General features: G+C 72.4%; 16 protein-coding genes and 1 pseudogene. 5 read left to right on the top strand and 12 right to left on the bottom strand.

What is annotated here, in order from left to right; translation table 11 throughout:
* Nucleotides 1–62: 62 nt before the first annotated feature.
* Entirely contained in the window at nt 63–1,604 is a 1,542-nt protein-coding gene (locus tag KME66_RS08305) for a phage tail sheath family protein (protein WP_216320599.1), read from the bottom strand.
* 774 nt (nt 1,605–2,378) lie between these two features.
* Nucleotides 2,379–3,713, bottom strand: a complete 1,335-nt coding sequence (locus KME66_RS08300) for a hydrolytic protein (protein WP_216329155.1) — start codon at nt 3,711–3,713, stop codon at nt 2,379–2,381.
* A gap of 238 nt (nt 3,714–3,951) precedes the next feature.
* Between KME66_RS08300 and KME66_RS08295 the strand changes: the two genes are divergently transcribed.
* The 4 genes and pseudogenes from KME66_RS08295 to KME66_RS08280 all read left to right on the top strand — a co-directional run bounded on the left by KME66_RS08295 (nt 3,952) and on the right by KME66_RS08280 (nt 11,146).
* A complete protein-coding gene (locus KME66_RS08295) occupies nt 3,952–4,674 on the top strand; it encodes a LuxR C-terminal-related transcriptional regulator (protein WP_073214229.1) in 723 nt (240 codons plus the stop codon).
* A gap of 424 nt (nt 4,675–5,098) precedes the next feature.
* Nucleotides 5,099–8,325, top strand: a pseudogene (locus KME66_RS08290) (hypothetical protein).
* Complete coding sequence (locus KME66_RS08285) at nt 8,322–9,026, top strand: DUF4255 domain-containing protein (protein WP_216320596.1); 705 nt, start codon at nt 8,322–8,324, stop codon at nt 9,024–9,026. Before KME66_RS08290 ends, KME66_RS08285 begins: the two are co-directional and overlap by 4 nt.
* Nucleotides 9,023–11,146, top strand: a complete 2,124-nt coding sequence (locus tag KME66_RS08280) for an ATP-binding protein (protein WP_216320593.1) — start codon at nt 9,023–9,025, stop codon at nt 11,144–11,146. The genes KME66_RS08285 and KME66_RS08280 overlap by 4 nt, the downstream gene beginning before the upstream one ends.
* A gap of 52 nt (nt 11,147–11,198) precedes the next feature.
* Here KME66_RS08280 and KME66_RS08275 read toward each other — a convergent pair whose 3' ends face one another.
* The 4 genes from KME66_RS08275 to KME66_RS08260 form a co-directional block, all read right to left on the bottom strand.
* Nucleotides 11,199–12,455 (bottom strand): arginine deiminase, encoded by a 1,257-nt coding sequence (locus tag KME66_RS08275; protein ID WP_073214219.1) that lies wholly within the window; start codon nt 12,453–12,455, stop codon nt 11,199–11,201.
* Nucleotides 12,456–12,509: 54 nt separating this feature from the next.
* A complete protein-coding gene (locus KME66_RS08270) occupies nt 12,510–13,949 on the bottom strand; it encodes a basic amino acid/polyamine antiporter (protein WP_178378888.1) in 1,440 nt (479 codons plus the stop codon).
* Nucleotides 13,950–14,125: 176 nt separating this feature from the next.
* The gene (locus tag KME66_RS08265; protein WP_216320591.1) at nt 14,126–15,325 is read right to left on the bottom strand and encodes a S1 family peptidase; all 1,200 of its coding nucleotides are present in this window, start codon (nt 15,323–15,325) and stop codon (nt 14,126–14,128) included.
* A 188-nt stretch (nt 15,326–15,513) separates the two neighbouring features.
* Nucleotides 15,514–17,073 (bottom strand): ABC transporter substrate-binding protein, encoded by a 1,560-nt coding sequence (locus KME66_RS08260; RefSeq protein WP_253208259.1) that lies wholly within the window; start codon nt 17,071–17,073, stop codon nt 15,514–15,516.
* 396 nt (nt 17,074–17,469) lie between these two features.
* Here KME66_RS08260 and KME66_RS08255 point away from each other — a divergent pair, with 396 nt between their 5' ends.
* Nucleotides 17,470–17,793: a hypothetical protein gene (locus KME66_RS08255; protein ID WP_216320585.1), complete on the top strand. Its 324-nt coding sequence runs from the start codon at nt 17,470–17,472 to the stop codon at nt 17,791–17,793.
* A 209-nt stretch (nt 17,794–18,002) separates the two neighbouring features.
* Here KME66_RS08255 and KME66_RS33850 read toward each other — a convergent pair whose 3' ends face one another.
* The 6 genes from KME66_RS33850 to KME66_RS08225 form a co-directional block, all read right to left on the bottom strand.
* Nucleotides 18,003–18,125, bottom strand: a complete 123-nt coding sequence (locus KME66_RS33850) for a helix-turn-helix transcriptional regulator (RefSeq protein WP_253208570.1) — start codon at nt 18,123–18,125, stop codon at nt 18,003–18,005.
* Nucleotides 18,122–21,199, bottom strand: coding sequence for a helix-turn-helix transcriptional regulator (locus KME66_RS08245; RefSeq protein WP_253208258.1), 3,078 nt, complete (start codon nt 21,197–21,199; stop codon nt 18,122–18,124). The genes KME66_RS33850 and KME66_RS08245 overlap by 4 nt, the downstream gene beginning before the upstream one ends.
* Before the next feature lie 593 nt (nt 21,200–21,792).
* Nucleotides 21,793–23,036, bottom strand: a protein-coding gene (locus KME66_RS08240; protein ID WP_216320582.1) for an IS3 family transposase whose coding sequence is annotated in 2 segments (ribosomal slippage) — nt 21,793–22,754 and nt 22,754–23,036 — 1,245 coding nt in all. Because the reading frame shifts where the segments join, the coding sequence is not laid out codon by codon here.
* A gap of 130 nt (nt 23,037–23,166) precedes the next feature.
* Nucleotides 23,167–24,102: a nucleotidyl transferase AbiEii/AbiGii toxin family protein gene (locus tag KME66_RS08235; RefSeq protein WP_216320579.1), complete on the bottom strand. Its 936-nt coding sequence runs from the start codon at nt 24,100–24,102 to the stop codon at nt 23,167–23,169.
* Nucleotides 24,102–24,716, bottom strand: coding sequence for a hypothetical protein (locus KME66_RS08230; protein ID WP_216320576.1), 615 nt, complete (start codon nt 24,714–24,716; stop codon nt 24,102–24,104). Before KME66_RS08230 ends, KME66_RS08235 begins: the two co-directional genes overlap by 1 nt.
* Before the next feature lie 253 nt (nt 24,717–24,969).
* Nucleotides 24,970–26,355 carry an L-serine ammonia-lyase gene (locus KME66_RS08225; RefSeq protein WP_073214209.1) on the bottom strand — a complete coding sequence of 462 codons (1,386 nt, stop codon included), beginning with the start codon at nt 26,353–26,355 and terminating at the stop codon, nt 24,970–24,972.
* Between the last annotated feature and the right edge of the window lie 64 nt (nt 26,356–26,419).

Raw genomic sequence — 26,419 nt, 5'->3', positions numbered from 1 at the left:
GACTGTGTGTCACCTGTTCCGGTTGCGGTCGTGCTGCGGGTTGGGGGAAGGGGCCGAGAGGGTCACTCGTCGACGAGGCTGGTGCTGTCCGAGAACTGCGAGAGCCGGAAGATCACGAACTCCGCGGGCTTCACCGGCGCCACGCCGATCTCGCAGACGACCTGACCGAGGTCGATCGAATCCTGCGGGTTGTTGCTCCGGTCGCACCGCACGTAGAACGCCTCTTCGGCGGTGCGGCCGAACAGCGCGCCGCGCCGCCACTCCTCGGTGAGGAACGCGGTGACGTTGCGCCGGATGCTCGACCAGAGGCGGTCGTCGTTCGGCTCGAACACCACCCACTGGGTGCCCAGGAGGATGGACTCCTCCAGGTAGTTGAAGAGGCGGCGGACGTTGAGGTAGCGCCAGGCCGGGTCGGAGGAGAGGGTACGGGCGCCCCAGATCCGGATGCCGCGGCCGGGGAAGGCGCGCACGCAGTTGACGCCGATCGGGTTGAGGAGGTCCTGCTCGCCCTTGGAGAGCCGGATCTCCAGGTCGACGGCTCCTCGGATCACCTCGTTGGCGGGGGCCTTGTGCACGCCGCGCTCGTTGTCGCTGCGGGCCCACACGCCGGCCACGTGACCGCTCGGCGGGACCAGGGAGTTGCGGCCGCTCGCCGGGTCGAAGACCTTGACCCACGGGTAGTAGAGGGCGGCGTAGCGGGAGTCGTAGCCGGCGTCCTCGTTGCGCCAGGCGCGGACGCGCTGGGCGTTCATGCCGGGCGGGGTGTCGAGAACGGCGACACGGTCGCCCATCTGCTCGCAGTGCGCGATGACCGCGAGCTGCACGGTCTTGACGCCCTCGGCGTCGATGTCGCCGCGCTGGAAGGCGCTCATCAGGTCCGGGACGGCGACCATCGTGATCTCGTCGATCGCCTCCAGACCGGCGAACCCGGTGCGCTCGGCGGCGTCGCCCACGTACTCGGAGGCGTCGAGCCGGGCCACGCCGTTGCCGGGCGCGGCCGCCGTCGCGGGGGCCAGGGCCACGGTCTGCTTCTCCGGGCGGCTCTGCGCGGTGCCGGGCTGCTCGGTGACCTGGATCAGCTTGGAGTCGCGGGCCTGGGTGACCAGATAGCCCTTGACGTTCTTGCGGGTGGAGACGTCGTACGTCTCCACGGCCTTGCCGCCCTGGCGCACCAGCAGCCGGAAGCGGTCCTCCGGAGGGTTCTCGCCCTCGGCGTCGGCGATCTCCACGGAGAGGCCGTCGCCCGTGCCGGGCTTGGCGGCGACCAGGAAGCCGCCGAGGGCGACGGGTGCGGGCGCCGGGGCGACGGACCCCTGGCCGGCGGGGTCGGCGCCCTGGGCGGGGCCGCCGATGCGCACGACGTAGGCCGCGCCCCCGCCGTTGGCGAAGAAGCCGTGGACGGCGTGCGCCAGGTAGGTGTCGGCCGTGAAGGCGCCGAACGTCTGCACGTACTGGTCCCAGTTGGTCACCAGCGTCGGCCGGTGGAAGGGCCCCGTCCCCGCGAAGCCGACGAAGGCTGCGACCGCGGTGCCGACTCCCTCGATGGGCCGTGCTCCGGACTGCACCTCCTCCACGTAAACACCGGGGGTGAGGTACGACGGCATGCTCGCTCCTTCTGGACGGTCACTCGATCACCGCCCAGTCTTGACCGGCCGCGCGGGCCGGGAGTAGGCCCCGGAGTCCTGGACGCGGGGCAAGGAGGCTGCCCTTTCCGGACTCTCGGACACCGGGTGGTCCTGCCCTCGCGGGTCGGGCCGATCCGCTGTCCTCCATTCCCGTTCGCCCCCGCGTATTCGACCGCCCGCATGACGGGAACGAGAACGCCGTGTTACGCACAGCCGGAAACGGGCCTTCCCGGCCGGGGGATGGAAGGAAAGGCCACACGGCACGCCGGGGAGCCCCTGTGTCGGGAATCTCTTTTTCCCGATAAACCATCGGCGGCCGAGGGCCGTCCGGGGTGCCGGGGGAAACGCTCCGAGGTGATGCGATTCGGCCAGAATGCACCCGGAAGGCGCGTGGATTCGGTCGGGTGTGACGGCGGGAAACGGGCACGGAGGCGCTCCGAACGGGCACCCGCCATCGGTCACCGCATCGTCAGAACCTAGTCTGAGCAGGCTTGTTCGTTCCTCCGGTCGCGGGAAGCGGATATTCTCCCTGTGTTGTCGACGCCGCGGGCGACCGAACCGGCAGGGGTCGCCGGCCTATCCGGGAGGGCGAATCCGCCACTGCCCGGCACGCCGGGTTTCCTCTCGGTCGGGATTCTGCTGTTGTCTCGTCGGAGAGCGGAGCGGAAGGCTCGGCGTCGCCGGTTTTCGCCGTCCCTCCTTCGCCCTTGCCCCGTCCTTCTATCGTCTTTCTGTCGTTCTTCAGTCGTTCTTCTACCGTGCGAGATCGCTCAGTACGCCGCTGACATTCAGAACCTGATGGCACCCGGAAGCCTGTTGTCCGGTGGCCGGAGTGCCGGGTTTGGCACAGGTGACGGAAGCGGTGACGGTGGCGTTCTCCGGAACCTGAATGGGGGTGACCCAGTGATAGTCCTGGTTGCGGAAGGTCTCCAGAGCGATCGTCGTGATCTTGTTCTCTCCGAAGGAGATCGTCACGAGGCCCTCGTCGCCCTGGAAGTTCGCCACCACGACGTCCGTGACGCGGAACACCTTCCCGGCCGGGACCCGGTAGGCGCCTTCTGCCGTGGCTCCCGCCCGGGTCTGCACGTCGATGGTCCTGGAGGCCTGCTCGCCCCCGCCGCCCCCGCCGCCACCAGTCCCGCCGGTGCCGCCGCCCCCGCCCGGTCCGGAACCGGCCCCACCGGGGCCCGTGCCGTCCGGACCGGTGCCCTCGCCCTGGCCGCCTGCCGGGTTCTCCGCACCGCCGGGCGGCGTCGACCCCTGCTCCTGGCCCCGCTCGGTCTCCTCCTGCGCGGCCTTCGCCCCGGCCTGCTCGGCCGTGCTCCGTACCGCGGGCCGCACCAGGGCGAACCATGCGAGCAGCAGCGCCAGCAGCGCCGCCAGCACGATCAGCAGCCACTTCGGCAGGACGGGTATCTGCGCGAACTCCCCGGGCAGCGGCTCGGCCCCGGCCGGCTGCCCGTCCTCGGCAGCGGTCACGGGCACGGCCCGGGGCTCGGCGTCCCCTGCGGCGCTTCCGACGGCCTCGGTCGCCAGTACCTCGAACGGCCAGGTGGCGGGCTCGCCGAACCAGATCAGCTTCCGGGCCCGGACCTTCAGGACGGTCTCCGCCGACTCGCCCGGCTCCAGCCGCTTGCTGTCCGGCGTGAAGGCGAGGCGCAGATCCTCCCCGTCCTGCTTCCCCGCGAGGGCCACGTCGACCGGGGTGTTCCCCTTGTTCTGCACGGCGGTACGGAACCGGGCGCCCAGCCAGCCCCGGCGGCGGCGCGGCTCCAGTTCCGTGCGCAGCTCGTGGAACGGCTCCACGGTCACCGAGGACTCGGGGACCGCCACCGATTCGGGGCGCTCGGCGGGCAGCACCCGTACGGCCAGGGGGGTTTCGCCCGCCCTGACCTCGTGGGAGCGGGGCGGGGCGAAGGTCAGGACCACCGTCTCGGAGGTGCCCGGGTACAGCGACACACGCGCCGGCTCGACGGTGGTCCAGGCGGCGCAGTCGCCGACCACTTCGAGGGTGTAGGCCTCGACGATGTCGCCGTCGTTGCGCACGGTCAGGGTGGTCGTCGCGGTACCGCCCGGCGACACCGTCACCGTGGGGCTTGCGAGTTCGGCAGATGTGGTCACTCTGCGACGGTAGGCCGCCCGCCCCGCGCGGCAGCAGAGACGCAAGGGCAAGAGGCGGGCAGCGGTGGTGCCCCGCGGGCCCACCGGCACGGGGTCCCCGCACCCACCCGCCGGGCCCGCTCGCCCTGTGCCCGGCCGGCGCGGACGATCACCAGCACAGCAGGCATATCGGGCTGAAGTACCTGAGGAAGACGGGCACGGAACGATGACGATCACGGAAACGACGAACAGCACGGCGGCGCGCGGGCAGTACCGCAGGCCCGACGCCGCCGACCGCCGCACGCCCGGCGCCGGGGGAGCGCCCGGGGGCAGGGTCTCCGTAGCGGTGTACGCGGAGGACCTGATCCTCCAGACCGGCATGGTCCACCAACTGCGGGTGCGCCCCGAGATAGAACTGCTGCCGGAGGACGAGGCGGACCGGGCGCAGGTCTCGCTGGTCGTGGTGGACACGGTGGGCGAGTCCACCGTCCAGCTTCTGCACCGCCTCCAGCGCAACACCTCCACCCGTACCGGGCTGGTCGTCGGGTACTTCGAGTCGAGCGCTCTCCAGACGATGATCGAGTGCGGGGTCGCCGCCGTCCTCAGGCGCGCCGAGGCCGACCAGGACCGGCTCGTCCACCTGGTGCGTGCGATGGCCAACGGCGAGGGTGTCCTGCCGGGCGATCTGCTCGGCAAGCTCCTGGACCACGTCAGCTCCCTCCAGCGCACGGTTCTGGACCCCCGCGGGCTCACCCTGTCCACCCTCACCGCCCGTGAGGCCGAGATGATCCGGCTGGTCTCGGAGGGCTGCGACACCGCGGAGATCGCGCGGAAGACGTCGTACTCGGAACGCACCGTCAAGAACGTGCTGCACGAGGTCGCGACCCGCCTCGAACTGCGCAACCGGGCCCACGCGGTGGGCTACGCGATGCGGCACGGCCTGATCTGAGGGTGCCGCCCCGGGCGCGGGGGGCGGGCGGGGGAGGCCGCCCCGGGCGCGGGCCGCGGGGCCGACTCCGGCCGGGCCGCCGCCCGGGCCGCCCCGCGCCCGGCGGACCGGGCCGCTTCACGGGCGGTCCGGCGGACCGGTCAGCCTTGCCGGTGACGGTCCGGCGGACCGGTCAGCCCCACCGGAGACGGCCCGGCGGACCGGACCGCCTCACCGGAGACGGCCCGGTCACCGCCCCGGCCGCCGACCACCGCCGCAAAGGGCAGCGGTCCCTTCCCCCGGTCCGGGTACTCGCGGCCTGTTCTCCGCCGCCGCCCGAGCGCGAAGCTGGCCGGTGGAGAGTCATCGACAGACTGTGAGGTGGGCCGTGACCGGCACTGCTGGCCCGGCGAAGCGTTCCCGGCTGGGCCGACTGACCGGCGCCGTGGTGCTGTTGGCGCCGCTGCTGCTGGTCGGCTCGGCCGCCGCACCGGACGGGGCGGGCCAGGCCGTCGCCGCTGAGGCCGACGCCGATCCGGCCCAGGTGGGACGTATCGCCTTCGCCGGCACCGGCCACCGCAGCCTCGGGCGGGCCAACGACCAGGACACCACCGAGCCGCTGTTCGGCGACGGGCCCGCCCACTACGACCAGGACCCCTCGGCCCGCGGTGACGTCCTGGTCTTCACCAGTCTGCGCGACAGCGCCGCGCCCCAGGTGTACGTGCGCGAGGCGGACGGGTCGGTGCGCCGGCTCACCGCCGGCCGGGACGCGGCCCGCCCCGAACTCTCCCCGGACGGCCGGACCGTCGTCTTCGACTCGGCGGAGCCCGGCCCCGGCGGAACCATCCAGCGCGACCTGTGGTCGGTCGGCGTCGACGGCTCGGATCTGCGGCGGCTCACCGACACCGCCGACAACGAGGAGTCCCCGACCTGGTCCCCGGACGGCACGAGGATCGCGTACGCCTGCGACGGCGACGCCGCCCTCGGGTGGCAGATCTACGTGCGGGACGTCGCCGGCGGCCCGCAGACCCGGATCAGCGACGCGGGCGCCGGGGCCGGTGACGCCACCGAGCCGTCCTGGAACCCGGGCACCGACCCCGCCGACCGGAACACCGTCGCGTACACCCTCACCACCGACCCGGACCCGGACGTCGACGACGGTACCGAACTGCGTGCCACCGAGGGCCTCGGCACCGACCGGCCGCTGCTGGCCGGCGGGCACGCCGCCTGGGGCACCCGGTCGGCCTCCTGGCTGCCCGACGGCAAGGACATCGTCTTCCTCAGCCCCTACCACACCTGCGGCTGCGACGACTTCGACCACGTCTACCGGGTCACCGCCTTCGACGAGAACCCGCCGGTCCAACTGGTCGACGAGAACCGCGAGGTGGGGCCGCCCACCTGGTTCCCGCCGGCCGGAACCGTCGTCGTCCCCCGGATCACCCCGGACCCCGAGACCGTCAGGCAGCCGGACGAACTGCTGGCCGCCGCGCAGATCGTCACGCTCCAGGACGTCCGCCAGGACGGCTCCGACCCCCGCGACCTCGGCCTCACGATCCTCAAGGAGGACCCGGCGGCCCGCACCAACCAGGACCCCGCCCGGGACCCCCTCTTCGACCCGGCCGCGGGCTACGACCCGTGGACGGAGCGGCAGAGCTACACGCCCGACGGCCGCCGCATCGTCGTCACCCGCTTCGAGGACACCGACGCCGGGCGGACCGAGCGGATCTGGATGGCCGACGCCGACGGGAGGAACGCGGCGGCGCTGCCGCTCGCCGGGCGCGGCCCGAACGACTGGGACACCGACCCCGCCTTCTCGCCCGACGGCACCAAGCTCGCCTTCACCCGCACCTCCCCCGGCGGGACGGGGGACGCGGCGGGCCCCAGCCGCATCCTCGTCGCGGACGTCGCCACGGGGGCGATCCTCGACGAGATCCGGCCGCCCGAGGGGCAGCGGACGGGCGGCGACGCCCAGCCGACCTGGTCCTCCGACGGCGTCACCCTCGCCTTCACCCGTAACCACGTCATCAACGGCAACGGCGGCAACAAGCACATCTGGGTGGTCCCGGTGGCCGACCTCGGCCGGCAGCGGGATCTGAGCGCCACCATCTGCCCCGGCGCCTGCGACGTCATCGACGACAGTCCCGCGTTCTCGCCGGACGGACTGAAGGTGGCGTTCAACCGCAAGGACGGTGGCGGCCGGGTCAACCAGCAGGCGGGTGTCGTCATCAAGCCCCTGCGCGGCGGGGGCTGCCGGGTCGTGCTGCCCTCCGTCCAGAAGGACAACCCGGCCGGCTGCGACCTGCCGATCCCCGACACCACCGCCACCGGCCCCCACCAGCCCCGCGACGTGGCCTGGACCCCCGGCGGCGACCGGCTCGTGTTCAGCGCGCGCCGGGAGTCCGCCCCGAACTCCATGGAGCAGCTCTCCGTCCTCGACATCGCCTCCGGCGAGCTGACCCCCGTCGACAACGCGCACGCCGGACGGCAGAAGGAGCCCGCCCTCCAGCAGTCCGTCGACCTGTCGCTGACCGCGCCGCCCACCCTCCCCGCCGTGGAGGTCGGATCCGGCACCGAGGTGACCGTCACCGTCACCGACCGGGGCCCCGCCCCCTCGCCCGGCACGATCCTCACCGTCGCCGTTCCGCCCGGCGTACGGCTGGAGGAACTGACCACCGACGCCGGGACCTGCGCCCCCGGCACCCCCCAGTGCGACCTCGGCACCGTCCCGCCCGGCACCGACGTGAGGATCACCGCCCGGCTGACCGGCGTCACCACCGGCGTCCAGCGCGTCGACTGGTCCGTGACCGGGGCGGTCATCGACCCGAACCCCACGGACAACGCCACCGGCACGATCGTCCCCGTCGAGGACGCCCCGCCGCCCACCCCGCCCCCGACCACCCCGCCGCCGCCGACGACACCGCCCCCGCCGCCCCCGACCCCCACGCCGACGCCCCCCGAGCCCACCCCGCCGCCGACGACACCGCCCCCGCCCCGCCGCCGGCCCCCGCGTCCCCGCCGCCCGCGCCCGAGGCGGGCCCCGCCGTCACCGTGCGGGCCCAGCCCAGCCCCGGCTACGTCGGCGGCACGGTGGTCGTCACGTACACCGTGCGCAACGGCAGGAACGCCCTGGCCACCGGGCTCCGGCTGGACCTCGGACTGCCCCGGGGCATCCCCGCCGGAGCGCTCCCGGCGGGCTGCGCCCGCGGCGCGTGCACGCTCCCCGACCTGGCGCCCCGCGCCTCCACGGTCATCAGCGTCGTCCTCTCGCCCGACAAGGCGCTGCGGACGACGATCACCGCGTCGCTCACCACCACCGGCACCGACGCGAACCTCCGCGACAACGTCTCCCGGATTCCGCTGCGCATCCTGCAACCCCGGATCATCGCGGTGCCCGAGATCGGAAAGCCCGGCTTCGTCACCTCCGTACGCGGCAAGGACTTCCCGCCCGGCGCGCCCGTCACCCTCAGCTGGAAGCCCGGCATCACCGCCGCCGCGTCCCCGACCCGACCGCTCGGGGACGGCACGTTCATCGCCCAGCTGCTCATCCTGGCCAAGGACCGGACCGGGCCGCGCGAGATCATCGCGAAGGGCCCCGGATTCAGCCCGGTGAAGACGGACTTCCTCGTGGTGCTCGGCACCATCACGCCGCCCGACGAGGTGATCCGCCGATGATCCACGAAGTCGACGAGGGGCTGCGGCTGTTGCTCGCCGAGTCCGGGCTGGAGGACAGCGGCGTCGACCTGGTCTTCGACGCCCCGACGAAGGACTGGTCCGCCCGCCGCACCGCCCCGACCATCAGCGTCTTCCTGCACGGCATCCGCGAGGACGCGGGCCGCCGGCGTACCGGCACGGCGCAGACGCACGACGCGGAGGGCGTCGTCACCGGGTGGCGGACCCCGCCACGCTGGTTCGAGCTGACCTACCTGGTCACCGCCTGGACCAACCGCCCGCAGGACGAACACCGCCTGCTCTCCGAGGTGCTGCGCACCCTCGTCCGCGCGGACACGCTGCCCGCCCGGCTGCACACCGGCAGCCTCGCCGAACTCGGCCTGACCGTCGAGCTGGAAGCGGCGGGCCCCGGAGCCGGCGGGCCGTCCGCCTCCGACGTCTGGTCCGCGCTCGGCGGCGAGCTCAAGGCCGCCATCGACCTCCGGGTCCTCGCCCCACTGGCCGGTGAACGCACCACCGCAGGACCGCCCGTCACCGAGGGCCTCGTCATGAAGACCGCACCGCACCGGGACGGCGACCCCGCCGGCCCCGGACGCCGCCTGCGCTACGACGGGGCGACCGACCCGGGCGGGCAGGGCTTCGCCGCACCCCGGGAACGGCGCCTGCCGCCCGGCCGACGCACGCGGGGGAACGCCGCACGATGACCCAGGCCGTGCAACAGGCGGACCGAGCAGCTGAGCCGGCCGACTCCCAGGCGCTCTGGGAACGGCTCGTGCGCGTCGAGCGGCGGGTCCGGGAAGCCGTCGCCGCCCGCCGGGCCGCCGACCCGGACCCCGACGACCCCTACCGGGGGCAGTACCTCACCCCCGAGGCCGCCGGCCGCATCCTGGACAGCCGCGACGCGTTCGCCCCCGTACCGCCGTACGGGCAGGAGGGGCCGCCCGGTGCGGACGGCGGCGGCCGGCTCGGCGAGCTGGCCGAACGCTGCGGCCTGACCCCGCCGGACGTCGACCTCCTGCTCGTCGTCCTGGCCCCGGACATCGACCCCCGGTTCGAGCGGCTGTACGGCTACCTCAACGACGACCTCACCCGCCGCCGCCCCACCATCGGCCTGGCCCTGGAGCTCTGCGGGCTGCCCGCCGCCGGCCCCGGCCGCTTCCGGTTCTCGCCCGCCGCCCCGCTCGTCGCGCGCGGGCTGGTCGAGGTCGCCGACACCGAACGGCCCATGCTCTCACGTCTGTTGTGCGTGCCCGACCGGGTCACCGCGCATTTCCTCGGCCACGACGAGATCGACGGCCGGCTGCGCGGGATCGTCCGCGAGGAGACCCGCCCGTGCGAGCCGGACGGGCGGCCCGAGGTCCCCCGGATCGCGGCCGCCCTCGGTACGGGCAGCGGTCTGATGCACCTGCTCGACCGGGGCGGCGACCCGCACGGCCTCGCGGTCGAAGCCCTGAGCGCCGCCGGCCGGCGCCCCCTCGTCGTCGACGTGGCGGCACTCGCCACCGCACCCGATCCGGCCACGCTGTTGAGGGCACTGGCGACGGAAGCCCGCCTCGGCCGGGCCGGGGTGGTCCTCGGCCCGCTCGAAACGCTCGCCCCGGAACGGCCCGAGGGGGCCCGGCTGCTCGGGTCCCTGTGCGCGGCGCTCGACTCCGCGCCCCTGATCGCGTACGGCAAGAAGAACTGGGACCCGCTGTGGACGCCGGAGAGCCCGGTGCCCGTCACCGTCCCGCCCCCCGGCCCCGACGGCATGGCGCGGCAGTGGCGGCGGGCCCTCGCCGAAGCGGGCCGGGCGGTCGGCCTGTCCGCCGGCCACGCCACCGCCGACGACGCGCTCGTCGAGGCGGCCGCCGCCTACCGGCTCGACTCCGGCCAGCTGCGCCGGGCCGCGACGGTCGCCTCCCGCCTGGCCGTCCTGGAGCCCCGGCCGGTCAGTCCGGAGGACCTGCGGGCGGCGGTCCGCGCCCAGAACGGCGCGGGCCTGGAGCGGCTCGCCCGCCGCATCGAGCCCGGCGTCGGCTGGGACGACCTGGTGCTGCCCCCGGTCACCCGTACCCGGCTCTCGGAACTCGCCCTGCGCGCTCGCCACCGCGAGACGGTCCTGGGCCGGTGGCGGATGCGGCCGGGCGGCGGCCGGGGGAGGGGTGTCATCGCCCTGTTCGCCGGGGAGTCCGGCACCGGAAAGACCATGTCCGCCGAGGTGGTCGCCGCCGAGCTGGGCATGGAACTGTACGTCGTGGACCTGTCCACGGTGGTCGACAAGTACATCGGGGAGACCGAGAAGAACCTGGAGCGGATCTTCGCCGAGGCGTCCGACGTCAACGGCATCCTGCTGTTCGACGAGGCCGACGCGATCTTCGGCAAGCGCTCCCAGGTGAACGACTCCCGCGACAAGCACGCCAACATGGAGTCGGCCTACCTCCTCCAGCGCATGGAGTCCTTCGACGGCATCGCCGTGCTCACCACCAACCTCCGGGCCAACCTCGACGAGGCGTTCACCCGCCGCCTCGACGTGATCGCCGAGTTCCCGATGCCCGACGCCCACCAGCGCCTCGCGCTGTGGGACCGCTGTCTGGGACCGGCGGTCCCGCGCGACGCCTCGCTCGACCTGGAGTTCTGCGCGGACCGCTTCGAGCTGGCGGGCGGCTCGATCCGGGCCTGCGCCGTGACCGCCGCCTACCTCGCGGCGGAGTCGGCGGCCCCGCTGACCATGGACCAGCTCGTCACGGCGGTGCTCCAGGAGTACCGCAAGCTGGGGCGGCTGGTGCTGGAGAGCGAGTTCGGCCCCTGGCTGGCGAAGGAGCGGGCGCGCGCCGTGCGGTAGCCCGTACCGTACGGGGAAGGGCCCCGCCCGTCCCGCACGGGCCCGAACGCCGTCAGAACGCGACCGCGTCGCGGATCAGCGGGCAGGTCATGCAGTGCCCGCCGCCCCGGCCCCGCCCCAGCTCCGCGCCGACGATCGTGATGACCTCCACCCCGGCCCGCCGCAGCAGGGCGTTGGTCTGGGTGTTGCGGTCGTACGTGAAGACCACTCCGGGCTCCAGGGCCACCGCGTTGTTGCCGCTGTCCCACTGCTGGCGTTCCGAGGCGTAGACGTCCCCGCCCGTCTCGATCACCCGCAGCTGGGGCAGGCCCAGGGCGCGGGCCACGACCTCCGTGAACGGCGTGCCGCCCTCGTCGGTGATCTCGATCCCGGGCGCCCGGTCCGACGGGCGCAGCGAGAAGGTGTGGACGTCGTCCATGATCCGCGGGTACAGCGTGACGATGTCCCGGTCCGCGAAGGTGAACACCGTGTCGAGGTGCATCGCCGATCGCAGCTTCGGCAGGCCGGCGACGACGACGTGCTCGGCCGCTCCCTGCGCGAACAGCGCGGCGGCGACCTGGGTGATCGCCTGCCGGGAGGTCCGCTCGCTCATCCCCATGAGGACGACACCGTTGCCGACCGGCATGATGTCCCCGCCCTCGAACGTGGCCCGGCCCCAGTCCTGCTCCGGGTCGCCCCACCAGATCGTGGAGCCCCGGAAGTCGGGGTGGAAGGTGTAGACCGCCTTCATCAGCAGGGTCTCGTCGTGCCGGGCGGGCCAGTACAGCGGGTTCAGGGTCACCCCGCCGTAGAGCCAGCAGGTGGTGTCCCGGGTGTAGAGGGTGTTGGGCAGTGGCGGCATCAGGTACTCCCGCGCCCCCGTGCCCTCCCGGGCCAGGCCCACGTACGCCGAACGGAACTCCTCCGGGAGGTCCGCGATGGCCAGACCGCCGATGAGGTGGTCGGACAGCCTGCGTGCCGTCAGGGAGTCGAGGAAGGCGCGGGTGTCGTCGACCAGGCCCAGGCCCACCTCGTTGGCGTCGATCTTCCGGTCGAGCAGCCAGGACCTGGCCTCCGGGATCTCCATGGTGGCGGCGAGCAGCGCGTGCAGTTCGACGACCTCCACCCCCCGTTCGGTGAGCTGGGCGACGAAGTCGGCGTGGTCCCGCTGGGCGTTCTCCACCCACATCACGTCGTCGAACAGCAGATCGTCGGAGTTGGTCGGCGTCAGCCGGCGGTGCGCCATGCCGGGGGCGCAGACCAGGACCTTGCGCAGCCTGCCCACTTCGGAGTGGACGCCGAGGACGGAGGCGGGACCGGTGCTGCTCACGAGGGGCCTTTCACTGGAGGGAAGGGGGACGTTCTGTCCGTACGGGGCCGGAGCTCACAGCTCGATCCAGCCGAGGGCCAGCGCCGCGATGCCGACGGCCGCCCCGGCCACCGACACCGCGCAGAGCACCGCCTCGCCGGGGGAGAAGAGCCTGCGCCCCTGCTCCCTGCGCGACTTGACGAAGAGGAAGGTCGCCGGGGCGTAGAGGATGAAGGAGACGAGGACGAACTTCGGCCCGGCCGCGTACAGCAGGAACGCGGTGTAGAGCGTCGCCACGGCGGCGACGACCAGCTCACGCCGGGGGGAGCGGCCCACCGCGCCCCAGCGCTCCGGCCGGGCCGCGACCTTCACCGCGAAGCCGGCCGCCAGCAGGAACGGGATCAGGCTGAGCGCGCTGGTCAGATCGAGGGCGAAGGTGAACGCGTCCTCGGAGAAGAGCGTCACGACGAGCACGATCTGGCTCAGGCACGTGGTCAGGAACAGCGCGTTCTCCGGTACGTCGGCCGCGGTCGACTGCCCGAGGAAGCGCGGCATGTCCTTGTCCTTGGCGGCGACGAAGAGGACCTCGGCGGCCATCAGGGTCCAGGCCAGATAGGCGCCGAGCACGGAGACGACGAGGCCGACGCTGATGAAGACGTTCCCCCACGTCCCGACCGCCGACTCCAGCACCTCGGCCATCGACGGCTGCCGCAGCTCCGCGATCTCGGCCATCGGCAGCAGCCCGTAACTCACGATCGTGACGGAGGCGAAGACCGCGAACACGCTGAGGAAGCCCAGGACGGTGGCCCGGCCGACGTCCTCGCGGCGTTTGGCGTGCCGCGAATAGACGCTGGCGCCCTCGACACCGAGGAAGACGAACACGGTGGCGAGCATCGTCCCGCGGACCTGGTCGAACAGGGTGCCGGCCTCGTCGGTCCCGCTGAAGTTGTCGGCGAAGACGGACGGTTCGAAGTAGAAGAGCGCCAGGACGACGAAGAAGAGGATCGGCACGATCTTCGCGACGGTGACGATCCGGTTGATCGCCGCCGCCTCCTTCACGCCCCGCCGGATCAGCAGGAAGAACCCCCACAGCCCCACCGAGGAGACGATCACGGCCGTCAGCGTGTCACCGTCGCCCAGCACGGGCGCCACCGCGCCGACCGTCGACATGATGAGCACCCAGTAGGTGACGTTGCCGACGCAGGCGCTGGCCCAGTAGCCGAAGGCGGAGAAGAAGCCGAGGTACTCCCCGAACCCGGCCTTCGCGTACGCGTAGACCCCGGCGTCCAGGTCCGGACGCCGCACGGCGAGAGCCTGGAAGACGAAGGCGAGCATCAGCATGCCCGTCCCGGCGACCGACCAGGCGATCAGGGCCCCCGCGACCCCGGTCTCCTGCGCGAACCGGCTCGGCAGCGAGAAGACGCCGGCCCCGACCATCGAGCCGACCACCATCGCGGTCAGGGTCGGGAGTGTCAGTTTGGCGGCCGGTCGGGGCGGGGCCTCGGGATGGCTCATGGTTTCCCTCGTCGATGCGGTCATCGGCCAACCAGGGAAAGCTAGCAACAGGTCGGGTGTTTTGTCCCAGAATGAACTGTTGGCAGGTGCTCTGTGGCGTACGACCGGGGGCCGCTCGCCGGTCTCGCGAGCGGCCCCCGGCCGGTCCTGTGAGGGTCGTGCCCCCTCGCTGACGCCTAGTTGGTGTTGAGCGTCAGCCCGTAGTAGCGGAGGGCGTCGTCGAGCGGCTGGAAGTAGGAGGAGCCGCGCGAGTTGACCCCGCCGGTGCACTGCTGGTTGGTCGGCCCGCCGGAGGTCATGCCCTGGGCCTGGTTGCCGGAGATGTACGCACCGCCGCTGTCGCCGCCCTCGACGCAGACACTGGAGGTCGCCAGACCGCTGACGACCGTGTCGGGCCCGCCGTTGCGGTCGATGTAGGTGACGGTGTTGTTGTACGAGCCGATCGTGCCGCAGGTCCAGCCGGTGGTGGCACCGGACTTGCAGACCGCGGCGCCGGACGAGGCGCGGGTGCCGCCGCGGACGGCGATCGGGCTGCTGTTCCCCCAGGTGCCCACGCTGGTGGTGATCGAGTGGCCGGAGTTGATGGTCAGGATGCCCATGTCGACACTGCGGGTCCCGAGCGCGTACCGGGTCTTGTAGCCCTGGGCGAACGCCGCGCCGTCGTAGCGCAGGGTGTTCGTGACGCAGTGGCCGGCGGTCACCAGGTACTGCCTGCCGGAGCTGTCACGGGCGCCGTAGCCCACGGAGCACCACTGGCTCGTGTCGTTGAACGTCATCTTGCTGCCGGGGTAGATCGCGGCCTTGGCCTCCAGCTTCTCCTGGCCGCGCACGATCCGGACGGCGGAGCCGTGCTCGGCGGCCTTGGCGAGGAACGCCTTGGCCGCGGCTCCCCGCTCGTTGTTGACCTTGACGGTCACCTGGTCGGCGGGCAGGTCCACGGACCAGGCGACCACACCGGAGGGGGTCTTCCCGGCGGCGAGGCGGTCCAGCTGGGCCTTGATCCGGTCGAGTGCGGCCTGACCCCGGGCGGGGACGCGGGCGTCGAGGCCGGCCTGCTCGATCCGGGCTGCCTCGGCCTGGTCGTCCGCGTTGACGGTCAGCCGGCCCGAGGCGTCGAAGAACGCCCCGTCACCGGATATGCCGCGCTTCTGCAGAGCGGCGAGCTTGGCCTGCTGGGCGTCCTGCCGGTCCAGCCGGTCGACCGCGGCCTTCTCGCTCACACCGAGCGAATCGGCCAACGCCCGGACCATCTCGGGCTGGTAGCGGGGGGTGGTTGCCGCGTCCTGCGCCTGGGCCGTGCTCTGGGTTCCCAGGACCGCGGCGGCCGAGAGCAGGGCGCCCGCGGCGGCAAGGCTGTACTGACGAGTGTTGCGCACGCTGATTCCTTCCGGATGACAGCCGAAGACCCGTATGGGGGGTGAAGCGCCGGGCCCCGGCCGACGGAGAGTTCACCACTCGCCGCGCCCCGAACTATTGATGCCTGGGGGGTGCCGGGATACCCGGAGCGGCGCATTCACGGATACGCAGATAATTCGATGGGGGAGATGCGAGGGCTCAAAGCGCTTCAGAGCCGGTGCAGTTCCCACAGTCGCCAGACGGCGTCCTCGGCGAGGAGGTGTCCGCCCAGGACGGTGGAGCGCGTCACGACGTGGCGCTGTCTGTGCCAGACGGGAATCAGCGGGGCGTCCTTCGCGATCGTGTCCTGGACCGCCCGGAACCGCCGGATGGCCTTGCTGCGATCGGTGAACCGCTGGGTGTCCCGGATGGCGTGGTCGACCTCGGCCGATGTGTAGCCGTTGCCGAGGACGTTGCCGGTCCCCACCAACGGCTGGACGAACGTGTCGGCGTCGGGGAAGTCCGGTATCCACTGGTAGAGGTGGACGTCGAACTCCCCCTCCAGGCTGCGCCTCTGGTACGTGGTGAAGTCGCGCTCCTCGGCCAGCTGGACCCGGAACAGACCGTCCCTCTCCCACTGTTCCTTCAGCGCGCGCGCCTCGACGGCGGCGATACCGTTCTGGTGGCCGAGCCTGATGCGTACCGGAGTGGGGATTCCGGCCGACCGCAGAAGCCGGGCCGCGTACGCGGCGTCCACCTCCGGGTAGCGGTCGAAGAAGGCCGTGCTGTGCCCGACGACGCCTTGCGGGACGAGCGAGTACAGCGGCGTCACGGTGTGGTCGAACACCTCGCCCGCCAGGTGCCCGCGGTCGACGAGCGAGGCCAGGGCCCTGCGGGCCTCGGCGTGCCGCAGCGGTCTGCGCGGGGAGCGCATGTTCAGTACGAGGTAGTGGGCCTCGGCGCTGTCCCCGGCGAAGAGGCGTACGTCCGTGTCGCTGGGGTCGATCCCGGCGAGTGTGGCGGCCGGGAGTCCCGCGTAGGCGATGTCGACCTCCCGGGCGTTCCACGCCTTCTCGACGTCCTGCGACGTCTCGAAGTAGCGGAGCTCGATCGCGACCCCCTGTTGGGTCACGGCGCCCTTGTACGCGGCGTTGGGTCGCAGGGTGATGGACTTCTCGGCCGTGTAGGAGGCGATGACGTAGGGCCCCGACCCCGAGGCGCTCTTCTCCTTGCGCAGCCGGTCCGCCGGGAACTCCGCCGGGTCCACGACGGACCCTGCCCCCGTCGCGATTTTCGACGGCCAGGTGGCGTCCGCCGTCGCGAGATGGAACGTCACGAGAGAGCCCCGGGCTTCCACGGAAACGAGGTTCGCGAACAACGGCCCCGGCCCGAGCGGATCGCGAATCCGCAGAATGCGTTCGAACGAATGCTTCACCGCGGCCGCCGTGAGGGCGTTCCCGTTGGAGAACGTGAGGCCGTCACGGAGTTCGCACCGGTACGTGGTGAGTGCGGGGGAGGTGAATTCACAGGACTCGGCGGCGTCGGGTTTCGGGGTGGGGGACCCCGGCTCGAAGGTGAGCAGGTTCTGGTAGATGTTGGTGAAGACCGCCCAGGAACCGGCGTCGTACACCCCGGCGGGGTCCAGTCCCGCCAGAACACTCGACGTGCCGATGGTGATGGGCTTTTCGTCCGCGGAATCGGTGGGGGGTAACTGGCAGCCACCGGTGAGCAGAAGGGCGAGAAATCCCGCCACGATTCCGGGGCGGATGAAGGTCATGGAGGTGCTCATGCTTCCCTTGTTCATGGGCATGGCGACAGTGCGTCGGTGGGGGAACCTAGTGACGCAGCGTGCGCGTTTTTATCCGTGGGCGTGAATCACGGATACGCGCTGTGCGCCGGGACCTGTCCGGACCTGTCCGCCGCGGGACGGGTGCCGTCGGGGCGGAGGCGGCCGACACACCGCCCGCGCGCCGCCGGGCTCCGGCCGGCCGGGGTACGGGGTGAGCGCGGCCGGGTCCGCCCGTGGAGCGCGGGGTTCGTCCGTCGTGCGCGGGTTCGTCTTCGGTGCGCCGGGACACGTACGGACGGCGCACGGGATACGTATAGGTGATCAGGTCATTCCGGATATTGCGGGCCGGGCGCGCATCGTACGTTGGGGAGACCGCGACACCGAGGAGATGGCGTCATGGCCGAGCTCTACTTCCAGGTCAATGTCCCCACCCGGAACGCCGTGCAGCCCGAGCGGTGCGGCCTGCACGTCTTCACCGGGTGCGCGGAGACCGAGTCGGACGCCCTGCGCATCGCACGCGAGGCCTGCGACGCGGCGGTCGCCGCACAGAAGGCCGGCTTCGCCATCCCGCGCAGGCGCCCGGACGGCTGGGGAGCGCGCGGGGTGCGTTCCGGCTGGGTGTTCGACTGGGCGGCGGCGACGGTGGCCGTCTGGGAGCACGACCGGAGCTTCCGGACCGCCAGGTCCTTTCTGCCCCTGGACGAACCTCGGAGCCGGTGAGCCCGGAACGGCGGGGCCCGGGGCCGGTGACGTCAGGGCCGGGATGTGGGGCCCGTGGCCTCGGGGCCGGTGACGTCAGGGCCGAGACGTGATGGCCCGTGGCCTCGGAGCCGGTGACGTCAGGTCCGGTGACGTCAGGTCCGGTGACCTCAGGTCTGGTGATCTCGGAGCCGGTGGCCTCGAACCCGGTGGCCCCGAACCCGGTGGTCTCAGAGCTGGTGCGGGAGGTCGCGCCGGGAGAGCGCGCCGGTCTTTCGCATGGCACCGGCGATGTGCTGCTCCACGGTCCGCGGAGAGAGATGCAGGGTCGCGGCGATCTCCCGGTTGGTCAGACCGGAGGACGCGAGCTGGGCGACTTCCGCCTCCCGCGGGGACAGCTGGTCGGAGTGCGACGGGCGTCCGGGAGGGCGGCCCTTCCTGGCCGGCTGCCGGGTGCGCAGCAGGGCCCGGGCCCGCGTCGCGTCCCAGACGGCGCCGAGTTCGGTGAAGCGCTGGGCGCAGGACTCCAGTGCGGCGATGGCCGAGGCGGTGGCGGCGCGGTCGGACGCGGGGGCCGCGGGGGCTGCGGGGCCATCCGGGTCCCTGGGAGGTGCCGGGGCCGAGGTGCGCGCCGGGTGTGTGGGGTGGGCTGAGGCTGCCGGGTCCCCAGGGGCTGCCGGGTTCCCGGGATGCGCCAGGTCTGCCGGGTGCGCTGAGGCTGCCGGGTCTCCCGGCGGCTCCGGGATGGTCGGGTCGCCCGGGTGCGCCGAGCCCCCAGGGTGCTCCGGGCGCCCAGCGTGCGCCGGGTCCGCCGGGTGTGCCGAGGCCGCCGGGTGCGCCGCGTCCGCTTGGTCCGCCGGGTGCACCGGGTCTTCCGGTCCCGTCGAGTCTTGCGGGCCCGCCGGGTCCGCCGGTCCGGTCCGGCCGGGGCGTTCCTCGCCCGCACGGCCCCGGCGTCCGGGCCCCGGCGTCCGGGCCCCGGCGGCCGGGCCGCCCGCCCCGTTCGGCCCGCCCCGTCCTCCGCGTAGTCCGGGCAGCCCACCCCCGCCGCACGCGCCCCGCCCGCCGCGTCCGCCGCCAGGACGCATCGCCCCGCGCCCTCGGTGGTCAGCGCCTGGCTGTAGGGGCGCGGAAGCTCCCCGTAGGCCGCCGCCGCCTTCCGGTACGCCTCCGCGGCTGCCAGCAGACCGTCCGGCCGCCCCTCGGCCAGCGCCTCGCTCTCGGCGAGTACGGCCCGGCTCCAGGTCAGCGCCGCCCTCGCGGCGGGCGCGTCCGCCGCGCCGAGGCCCTGGGCGAAGTCGCGGACCATGGCGTGCGCCGTGGCCCTGTCGCCCGCCCGCGCCAGAGCCTCCACGGCCCACGGCGCGAGCTCCGCCGCCCAGGGCCACACCCCCTTCTCGGCCACCACCGTCCACGCCGCCCGCGCCTGATCCGCCGCGTCAGCCACCTCCTGGCGGGCCAGTGTCAGGCGGATCACGGCGCCGGCCGCCGTCGCGCCCAGCGGCACCGGGAGGTTCTCCGTACCGAACGTTCCACGCTGGGACAGCCAGTCCCGGGCCTCGCCCCAGTCCCCCTGGGCGACGGCGAGCAGGCCCCGTACGACGCAGGCGTCGGAGGCGAGGAACGGCATGTCCGCGGTGTCGGCGACGAAGTCCTCGCACCGCTTGGCCAGGCCCAGCCACTGGCCGGTCCACCACTCCTGGAGCAGCCGCGTCCCCGAGGCGCTGTGCTCCGTGTACGGGGCGCCGCTGCGCGTGGCCAGCTCGCGCCCCTCGGCGAGCAGGCCGTCCACGCGCCGGTAGAAGCCGAGCCAGACGGCGGAGTCCGCGGCGTTGCACAGGCCGCGGGCCGCCTGCCGGGCGCAGGCGGGGTCCGTGCTCCGCACGGGCAGCCGCTCCACCAGGTCCCAGGCCTCGGGGTCGGCCCAACTCATGGCGAGACCCACATGGTTGGCCAGGACCGCCGTCCGCATGGCGTCGTCCCCGCTGTCGTCCGCGGCGGCCGTCGCCTTGATCAGCCAGCCCCGGTGGACGTCGAGGGAAGCGCCCGGCCAGTAGGGGGTGACCAGGGCCGCCATGGCACGGGCGGCCAGCACGGACCGCACCGCCCGCAGCTCGGCGGCGGCGACCTCCAGGACCCGCCAGCCCTCGGCGAACCGGCCCATCTGGTTGCAGAGCATCAGCCCCAGGTCGAGCCGCAGTTCCCCCCGTACCGCCGGGGGGAGATCCGCGTCCCGCACGATCTGCGCGAGCACCTCCACGGTCTGGTCCGAGCGCAGCCCGGTCACCGCGTTGCGGGCGAGCAGCGGCGCCAGCCGGGCGCGGGCCTGCGGAGGGATGCCCGGGGTGGCGAGTGTCCGCTCCAGCAGAGCGATCGCCTCCTGGTGCCGGCCGGAAACCGCCGCCGACTCCGCCGCCTTCTCCACCGCCCGGAGCCAGCCGCGGTACTCGCCGGCCGCCCGGTGGTGCGCGCCCACGGCGGCCCACGGCACGGGCTGCCTGCGACTGAGCACCCCGGCCGCCCGCCGGTGCAGGTCCTGCCGTACGGGGCCGGGGACCGTCGGGTGCACGGCGGCGGCGGACAGCGGGACGGCGAAGCCGTAACGCCCCTCGCCCAGCTCCGCCAGGGCCGCGCTCTCCAGGGCCCGCAGCAGCGCGTGGCTCCCCGGTCCGGTCCCGAGCCCCGAGACCGCGATCAGTTCGTCCCGGGCGGCGGGCCCGTCCAGGACGGCGGCCGCCCAGACCAGCGGGCGGTGCGCCGAGGACAACGCGTAGGTACGGCTGAGCACCAGCTCCGCCAGGCGGGCCGGGACGCCGGCCGCGGCCACCTCGGCGGCGGTGCCGGTGAACGCCGGCCGCTGGTCCCGCAGCACGGCCAGCAGATCGACGACCGCCCGGGGAACTCCGCCGGTGCGCCCGTGCAGCGCGCTCACGGCCCCGGCCGTGCAGCTCTCGCCCAGCACCTCCGCCGCGGCCCGGCGGACACGCTCCTCGCTCCAGGGCGCCAGACGGTCCCCGAGGACCGTCAGCCGGAAGGGATACGCCATGGCGGAGCCGCCCAACGGCATGCCGGGGACGGGGAGTTCCTCGGGGCGATAGGTCACCGCGGCCGCCGACCCCGGCTCCAGCCCCGCCAGCACCCGGCGCAACCGCCGCAGCTCGTCCTCGTCCGCCCGGTGGACGTCGTCCACCAGCAACAGGACCGGCTCCCGCCGGTCCTCAGCCTCCTGCGGCGGCCCGTCGTCGGCCCCGCACCGCCACCACACGCGGGCCGCGTCCGGCGCCTCGGGCAGGCCGGCCAGCTCGCGCAGCAGATGTGTCTTGCCCAGCCCCGCGGCGCCCTCGACGAACAGCAGCACCGGCGCGGCGCCCGGGGCGGCGAAAGCGCGGGCGAGGGACCGCCGGGCAGAACCACACGTCGCGCTCACGTCGCCACCCTCGCTCTCCGTCGTCGCGTGCCCGGGCCCAGCACACTGATGCCCAGGCCCATTCTCGGCGAACGACAACGGACGCACCTCTTCACGGGCGGTCGCCCGCGCTCACGCTCCGCGCACACGGGGGGATGCGGATGCCCGGGCGTACGGAAGGCCCTCCGGCGGAACGGCGCGCAGCGGAGCACGCCCGTGCCGGCTGCTGACCCGCAGGGCGCAGGGCCCTTCCGGCTGGGACCCCGAAGGACGACGCGCGCAGGTGCCGCCCGCAAGCCCGGTCACCGCGGCCCGAAGCTATGCCACGGCCGTGCCTGCGGATATCCGAGGAGGCGCATCCACGGATACGTAATCAATACGACCCGAGGCATCCATGCGACCCGAGGCGCGGCCGTGTCGCCCGGTACACGGCCGTACCGCAGGGGGCCGCCGGCTCAGCACTCGATGATGTTCACCGCGAGCCCGCCCCGGGCCGTCTCCTTGTACTTCACGTATATGTGGACGACTGTTGATCATGGGGATGACCTGTAGTTTTGGCATGCCCAGGCTTGCCTTGAGTCACGGCAGTGAACCGCTCCGGGATCGGTGGAGGCTCATGCGTTGACTCCAGCCGCCGGTTGGGGCTGGTGTTGAGCGTAGTGGTTGGTCTCGTGCTCGTGGGGCGGGATGTCGCCGATCGCTGTGTGGAGGCGCTGGTTGTTGAACCAGTCGACCCGTTCCGTGGTGGCGAGTTCAACGTCGGCCAGGCCGTGCCAGGGCCTGCGCGGCTTGATCAACTCCGTCTTGTAGAGGCCGATCTGGGATTCCATGAGCGCGTTGTCCAAGGCGTCGCCGACGGTGCCGATCGAGGCGTCGATGCCGGCCTCGATCAGGTGCGCGGTGAACGCGAAAGACGTGTACTGACTGCCCGCGTCCGAATGATGAACCAGCCCCGGGCCAGCGGGAGTTCCGGCGCGATCGCGACGCCACGAGGCCATGTCGAGTGCGTCGAGGACGAGCTTGGCCCGCTTGCTGGTGGCGGCGGACCAGCCCACGATCGCCCGGGAGAGGACGTCCACGACGAACGCGATGTAGACGATTCCCGACCAGGTGGCGACATAGGTGAAGTCAGCCACCCACCGCTCGTTCGGCCTGGACGCGGTGGCGTCGCGTTGCAGCAGGTCAGTGGACCGCTCATGGCCATCGTCCCGGACGGTGGTGCGGATCTCCTTCGCGCGCCGGGCGCCTTCTAGGCCGAGGTCGCGCATCAGTCGGGCGACGGTGCAGCGGGCCACCGGTATGCCCTCGCGGTGCAGCTGACGCCAGACCTTCCGGACCCCGTAGACGCCGAAATGGTCGGTGTGGACGCGGCTGATCTGCGTCTTCAGCTCCCTGTCGCGGACCGACCGGTCGTGGGGGGTGCGGTTCCTGGCGGCGTAGTAGGTGCTCGTCGCGATCTTCAGTCCGTGGCTGGTCAGGACTCGGCAGACCGGCTCGACCCCGAACACCTGGCGGTGTGCGTCGATGAACGCTACGAGCGCTTCGACGGCCGGTCGAGCTCGGCCGCGAAGAAAGCCGAGGCCGCCTTCAGGATCTCGTTCGCTCGTCGCAGTTCGGCGTTCTCGGCCCGCAGCCGCTTGATCTCCGCGGCCTCTTCCGACGTGATTCCGGGCCGCTGGCCTGCGTCGACCTCGGTCTTGCGGACCCAGGTCCTCATCGTCTCGGTGGCACCGATCCCCAGCCTGGCCGCGACCGCCTTCATCGCGGCCCACTCGGTGGGGTAGTTCGGGCGGATCTCCGCAACCATGCGCACCGCGCGCCCGCGAAGCTCGGGAGGGTAAGGGGACGGACGTGCCATGACTCGATCCTCTCAGGGAATCGAGCCTCCATCAGACCCGGAGCGGTTCAGGACCGCGCCGGCTGGTCAGCGTGGCAGGGTGAGTTGGTCCCAGGGATCGCTCGTACTCGTAATGCGGTAGGTCTCGGGTTCACCCCGAGGGCCTGGTCGGTCGGCCAGGTCTGGTTTGTGACCACGTGAGGGTCGCCGCACTCCAAGTGAGGTTGACGGCGTCGCCGTTGAGGAGTGTGTCTGCGAAGGCGATGACCTGCCGGACGACGTCCGTGAAGCGTTCGGGGTAGCTGGTTGCGGCGGGGCCTTGCCGGCGGCGCCAGGCGGTGTAGGAGGTCTGGCGGCGCTCGCCGAGGTCGGTGATGGTGGAGCTGAGGGGTTTCAGGGGAATGCCGCGGTGTGTGGCGGTGGCGGTCAGTGCTGTGGTGAGTTCTTGGCCGTCCAGGTCGTTGAGGGTGAGCAAGCGGTAGAGGTCACCGTAATCGCGGTCGCGGGTGTTGAGGTCGCCGAGTGAGACAGCGGTGGAGAGTTTCTCGGCGATGACGGTAGCCAGTGGGTAACCGAAGATCTGGAAGCTTTCCTCCGTGAGTTGTTGTGAGTAGTCGATGAGCTGCGGGCCGGGCGTGACGGGGTCGCCGAAGCTGACGTCCAGTTGAAGTTTGAGTCGTGCTCGGGCGATGGAGGCGGCCATGGACAGGCGTAGGCCGTGGTATTCGTCCTCCTCGCGGATGGGAACCGTCTTGAGCGCTGTGGGATCGAACACGACTCCGTCGTCGCTCTCGGTGGCGGCGATGGCCGCGATTCTGTGGATGATCTCGGTTTCTGTGCCTGGGAACGAGCGGCCGAGGATGTCGATGTCGCGGGTCATTCGGCGTGCGCCGAACTGGGCGAGCAGCAGGCCGCCCTTGAGAACGAAGTGCTCCCGGCCCAGGGGTGATTGGGCCAGCCGGTAGAGGAACCGTTCGAGGAGGTATTCGACCATGACCTCGTCCGTTGACCGGCTGGTGCGGCGGGCCAGGTTGCGCAGGTCGTTGTAGACGCGGCCGGCGGTGGTGTCGCGAGTGGGGTTGGCCATCAGGCGAGCACCGCCTCTACGGCGGGGCGGACGACGGAGAGAGCGTCCAACTCGCGTGCGATATGCTGGAGTTCACCGATCCCGCCGCGTCCGCTCAGGCGCAGGTAGCGGCCGAGCGCGGACAGGGCGAGGGTCTCGCCGAGGCGATTGCGGTGGCGCATCGCGTCGACGACGCTGCGGGCTGCGTTGTACATGGGGATGGTCTCTCCCGGGGCTGCTTCGAACCGTTCGATGCCGAGGTCGAAGGTCTTAGCGGCGTACTGCGCCACCACGGTCGGCGGGTAGGAAATCGTTGGGCGGCGTGTACCGCGCGGCACGGCGATGTGTACTGCTGCGGGGATGTCATCGATCAGCTCATGCAGGGCCAGGGCGGATTCACCGCACACGACGGCGCGAGGCGCCCGTGCGCACACGGCCAGCAGATCCGCGTGCGCGGTCTCCGGGGCGTCTGTCCGCCTGTACACCCCTCGGGACAGCTCGTCTATCTCCTCACTCGTGACCAAGTGCGCCAGATCGCGAGACGAGAGCAGGGACTGACGTGCCTGCGCCGTCGTGAATGTGGGGGACAGGCCGGCCAGCCGCTGTTCCAGGCGCGAGTTTTCCGCAGCATCCATGTATCGAATGGTACCCCCCATGTTGACCCGGGGGATCGATTTGATACATCCCGTGGTGGGTGAGCGACGCATCCGGTGTTGATCGCATACCGCAAACCTGCAGGTCAAGAGCCCTTTCCGCAGAGATTTCCCAGGGACTTTTCAGGGACTTTCACGTCTGTCCCAGGGAGGTTTCAGGGACTTTCCGCCGAGTGAGCAGGGAAGGCCCTGACAGCGCTGAAAGGTACGAACGCGCTGGTCAGGGCCTGGTTCCCTAGCACTCGATGATGTTCACCGCGAGCCCGCCCCGCGCCGTCTCCTTGTACTTGACGCTCATGTCGGCCCCGGTGTCCTTCATGGTCTTGATGACCTTGTCGAGGGAGACCTTGTGGCTGCCGTCGCCCCGCAGTGCCATCCGCGCCGCCGTGACCGCCTTCACCGCCGCCATGCCGTTGCGCTCGATGCAGGGGATCTGGACCAGGCCGCCCACCGGGTCGCAGGTCAGGCCCAGGTTGTGTTCCATGCCGATCTCGGCGGCGTTCTCCACCTGCTCCGGGGAGCCGCCGAGGACCTCGGCCAGGGCGCCGGCCGCCATCGAGCAGGCCGAGCCGACCTCGCCCTGGCAGCCGACCTCGGCGCCGGAGATCGAGGCGTTCTCCTTGAAGAGCAGGCCGATCGCGCCCGCCGCGAGGAGGAAGCGGACGACGCTGTCCTCCTTCTCCGCCTCGGTGCAGCCCTGGGACGCGAAGTTCATGTAGTAGTGCAGAACGGCCGGGATGATGCCCGCCGCGCCGTTCGTGGGGGCGGTGACGACGCGGCCGCCCGCCGCGTTCTCCTCGTTGACCGCCATCGCGTAGAGGGTGATCCACTCCATCGCGTGGGCCTGCGGGTCGCCCTCGGCGCGCAGCTGGCGGGCCGAGTTCGCGGCGCGGCGGCGGACCTTGAGACCGCCGGGGAGGATGCCCTCGCGTGACATACCGCGCGAGACGCAGGCCTGCATGACGCGCCAGATGTCCAGCAGCCCGGCGCGGATCTCCGCCTCGGTGCGCCAGGCCAGCTCGTTCTCCAGCATCATCGACGAGATCGACAGGCCGGTCTCACGGGAGAGCCGCAGCAGTTCGTCGCCGGTGCGGAAGGGGTGTTTGAGGGCCGTGTCGTCCGGGACGATCGGGTTCTCGCCGGCCACCGCGTCCTCGTCGACGACGAAGCCGCCGCCCACCGAGTAGTACGTCTTCTCCAGGACCGGGGCGCCCTCCGCGTCGTACGCGAGGACCGTCATGCCGTTGGCGTGGTACGGGAGCGCCTTGCGGCGGTGCAGGACCAGGTCGTCGTCGAAGGCGAACGGGATCTCGTGCATCCCCAGCAGGTTGATCCGGCCGGTGGAGCGGATCTCCTCCACGCGGGTGTCGGCGCTCTCCACGTCGACCGTTTGCGGCGACTCGCCCTCCAGGCCGAGCAGGACCGCCTTGGGCGTGCCGTGCCCGTGGCCGGTCGCGCCGAGGGAGCCGTACAGCTCGGCCCGTATCGAGGCGGTGTGCGCGAGCAGGCCCTCGTTCTTCAGGCGGCGCGCGAACATCCGGGCGGCCCGCATCGGGCCCACCGTGTGGGAGCTGGAGGGGCCGATACCGACCGAGAAGAGGTCGAAGACCGAGATGGCCACGGGAGGACTCCTTGGGGGGTGGGAAGACGCCGTTGTCTGCCGGGGTGGTGCGGGGACAAGCGGG

The organism is Streptomyces sp. YPW6, from assembly GCF_018866325.1.
In the GTDB taxonomy this organism is placed as follows: Bacteria; Actinomycetota; Actinomycetes; order Streptomycetales; family Streptomycetaceae; genus Streptomyces.
The sequence above is the reverse complement of the archived record's forward strand: the minus strand, read 5'-3'. Positions and strand labels throughout refer to the sequence as shown.

Excerpts from the sequence above, each read along its gene's own strand:
- KME66_RS08305 (WP_216320599.1), bottom strand. The coding sequence starts at position 1,604 with ATGCCGTCGTACCTCACCCCCGGTGTTTACGTGGAGGAGGTGCAGTCC.
- KME66_RS08255 (WP_216320585.1), top strand. The coding sequence starts at position 17,470 with ATGGCCGAGCTCTACTTCCAGGTCAATGTCCCCACCCGGAACGCCGTG.
- KME66_RS08230 (WP_216320576.1), bottom strand. The coding sequence starts at position 24,716 with ATGGATGCTGCGGAAAACTCGCGCCTGGAACAGCGGCTGGCCGGCCTG.
- KME66_RS08260 (WP_253208259.1), bottom strand. The coding sequence starts at position 17,073 with ATGAGCACCTCCATGACCTTCATCCGCCCCGGAATCGTGGCGGGATTT.
- KME66_RS08235 (WP_216320579.1), bottom strand. The coding sequence starts at position 24,102 with ATGGCCAACCCCACTCGCGACACCACCGCCGGCCGCGTCTACAACGAC.
- KME66_RS08295 (WP_073214229.1), top strand. The coding sequence starts at position 3,952 with ATGACGATCACGGAAACGACGAACAGCACGGCGGCGCGCGGGCAGTAC.
- KME66_RS08270 (WP_178378888.1), bottom strand. The coding sequence starts at position 13,949 with ATGAGCCATCCCGAGGCCCCGCCCCGACCGGCCGCCAAACTGACACTC.
- KME66_RS08285 (WP_216320596.1), top strand. The coding sequence starts at position 8,322 with ATGATCCACGAAGTCGACGAGGGGCTGCGGCTGTTGCTCGCCGAGTCC.
- KME66_RS08280 (WP_216320593.1), top strand. The coding sequence starts at position 9,023 with ATGACCCAGGCCGTGCAACAGGCGGACCGAGCAGCTGAGCCGGCCGAC.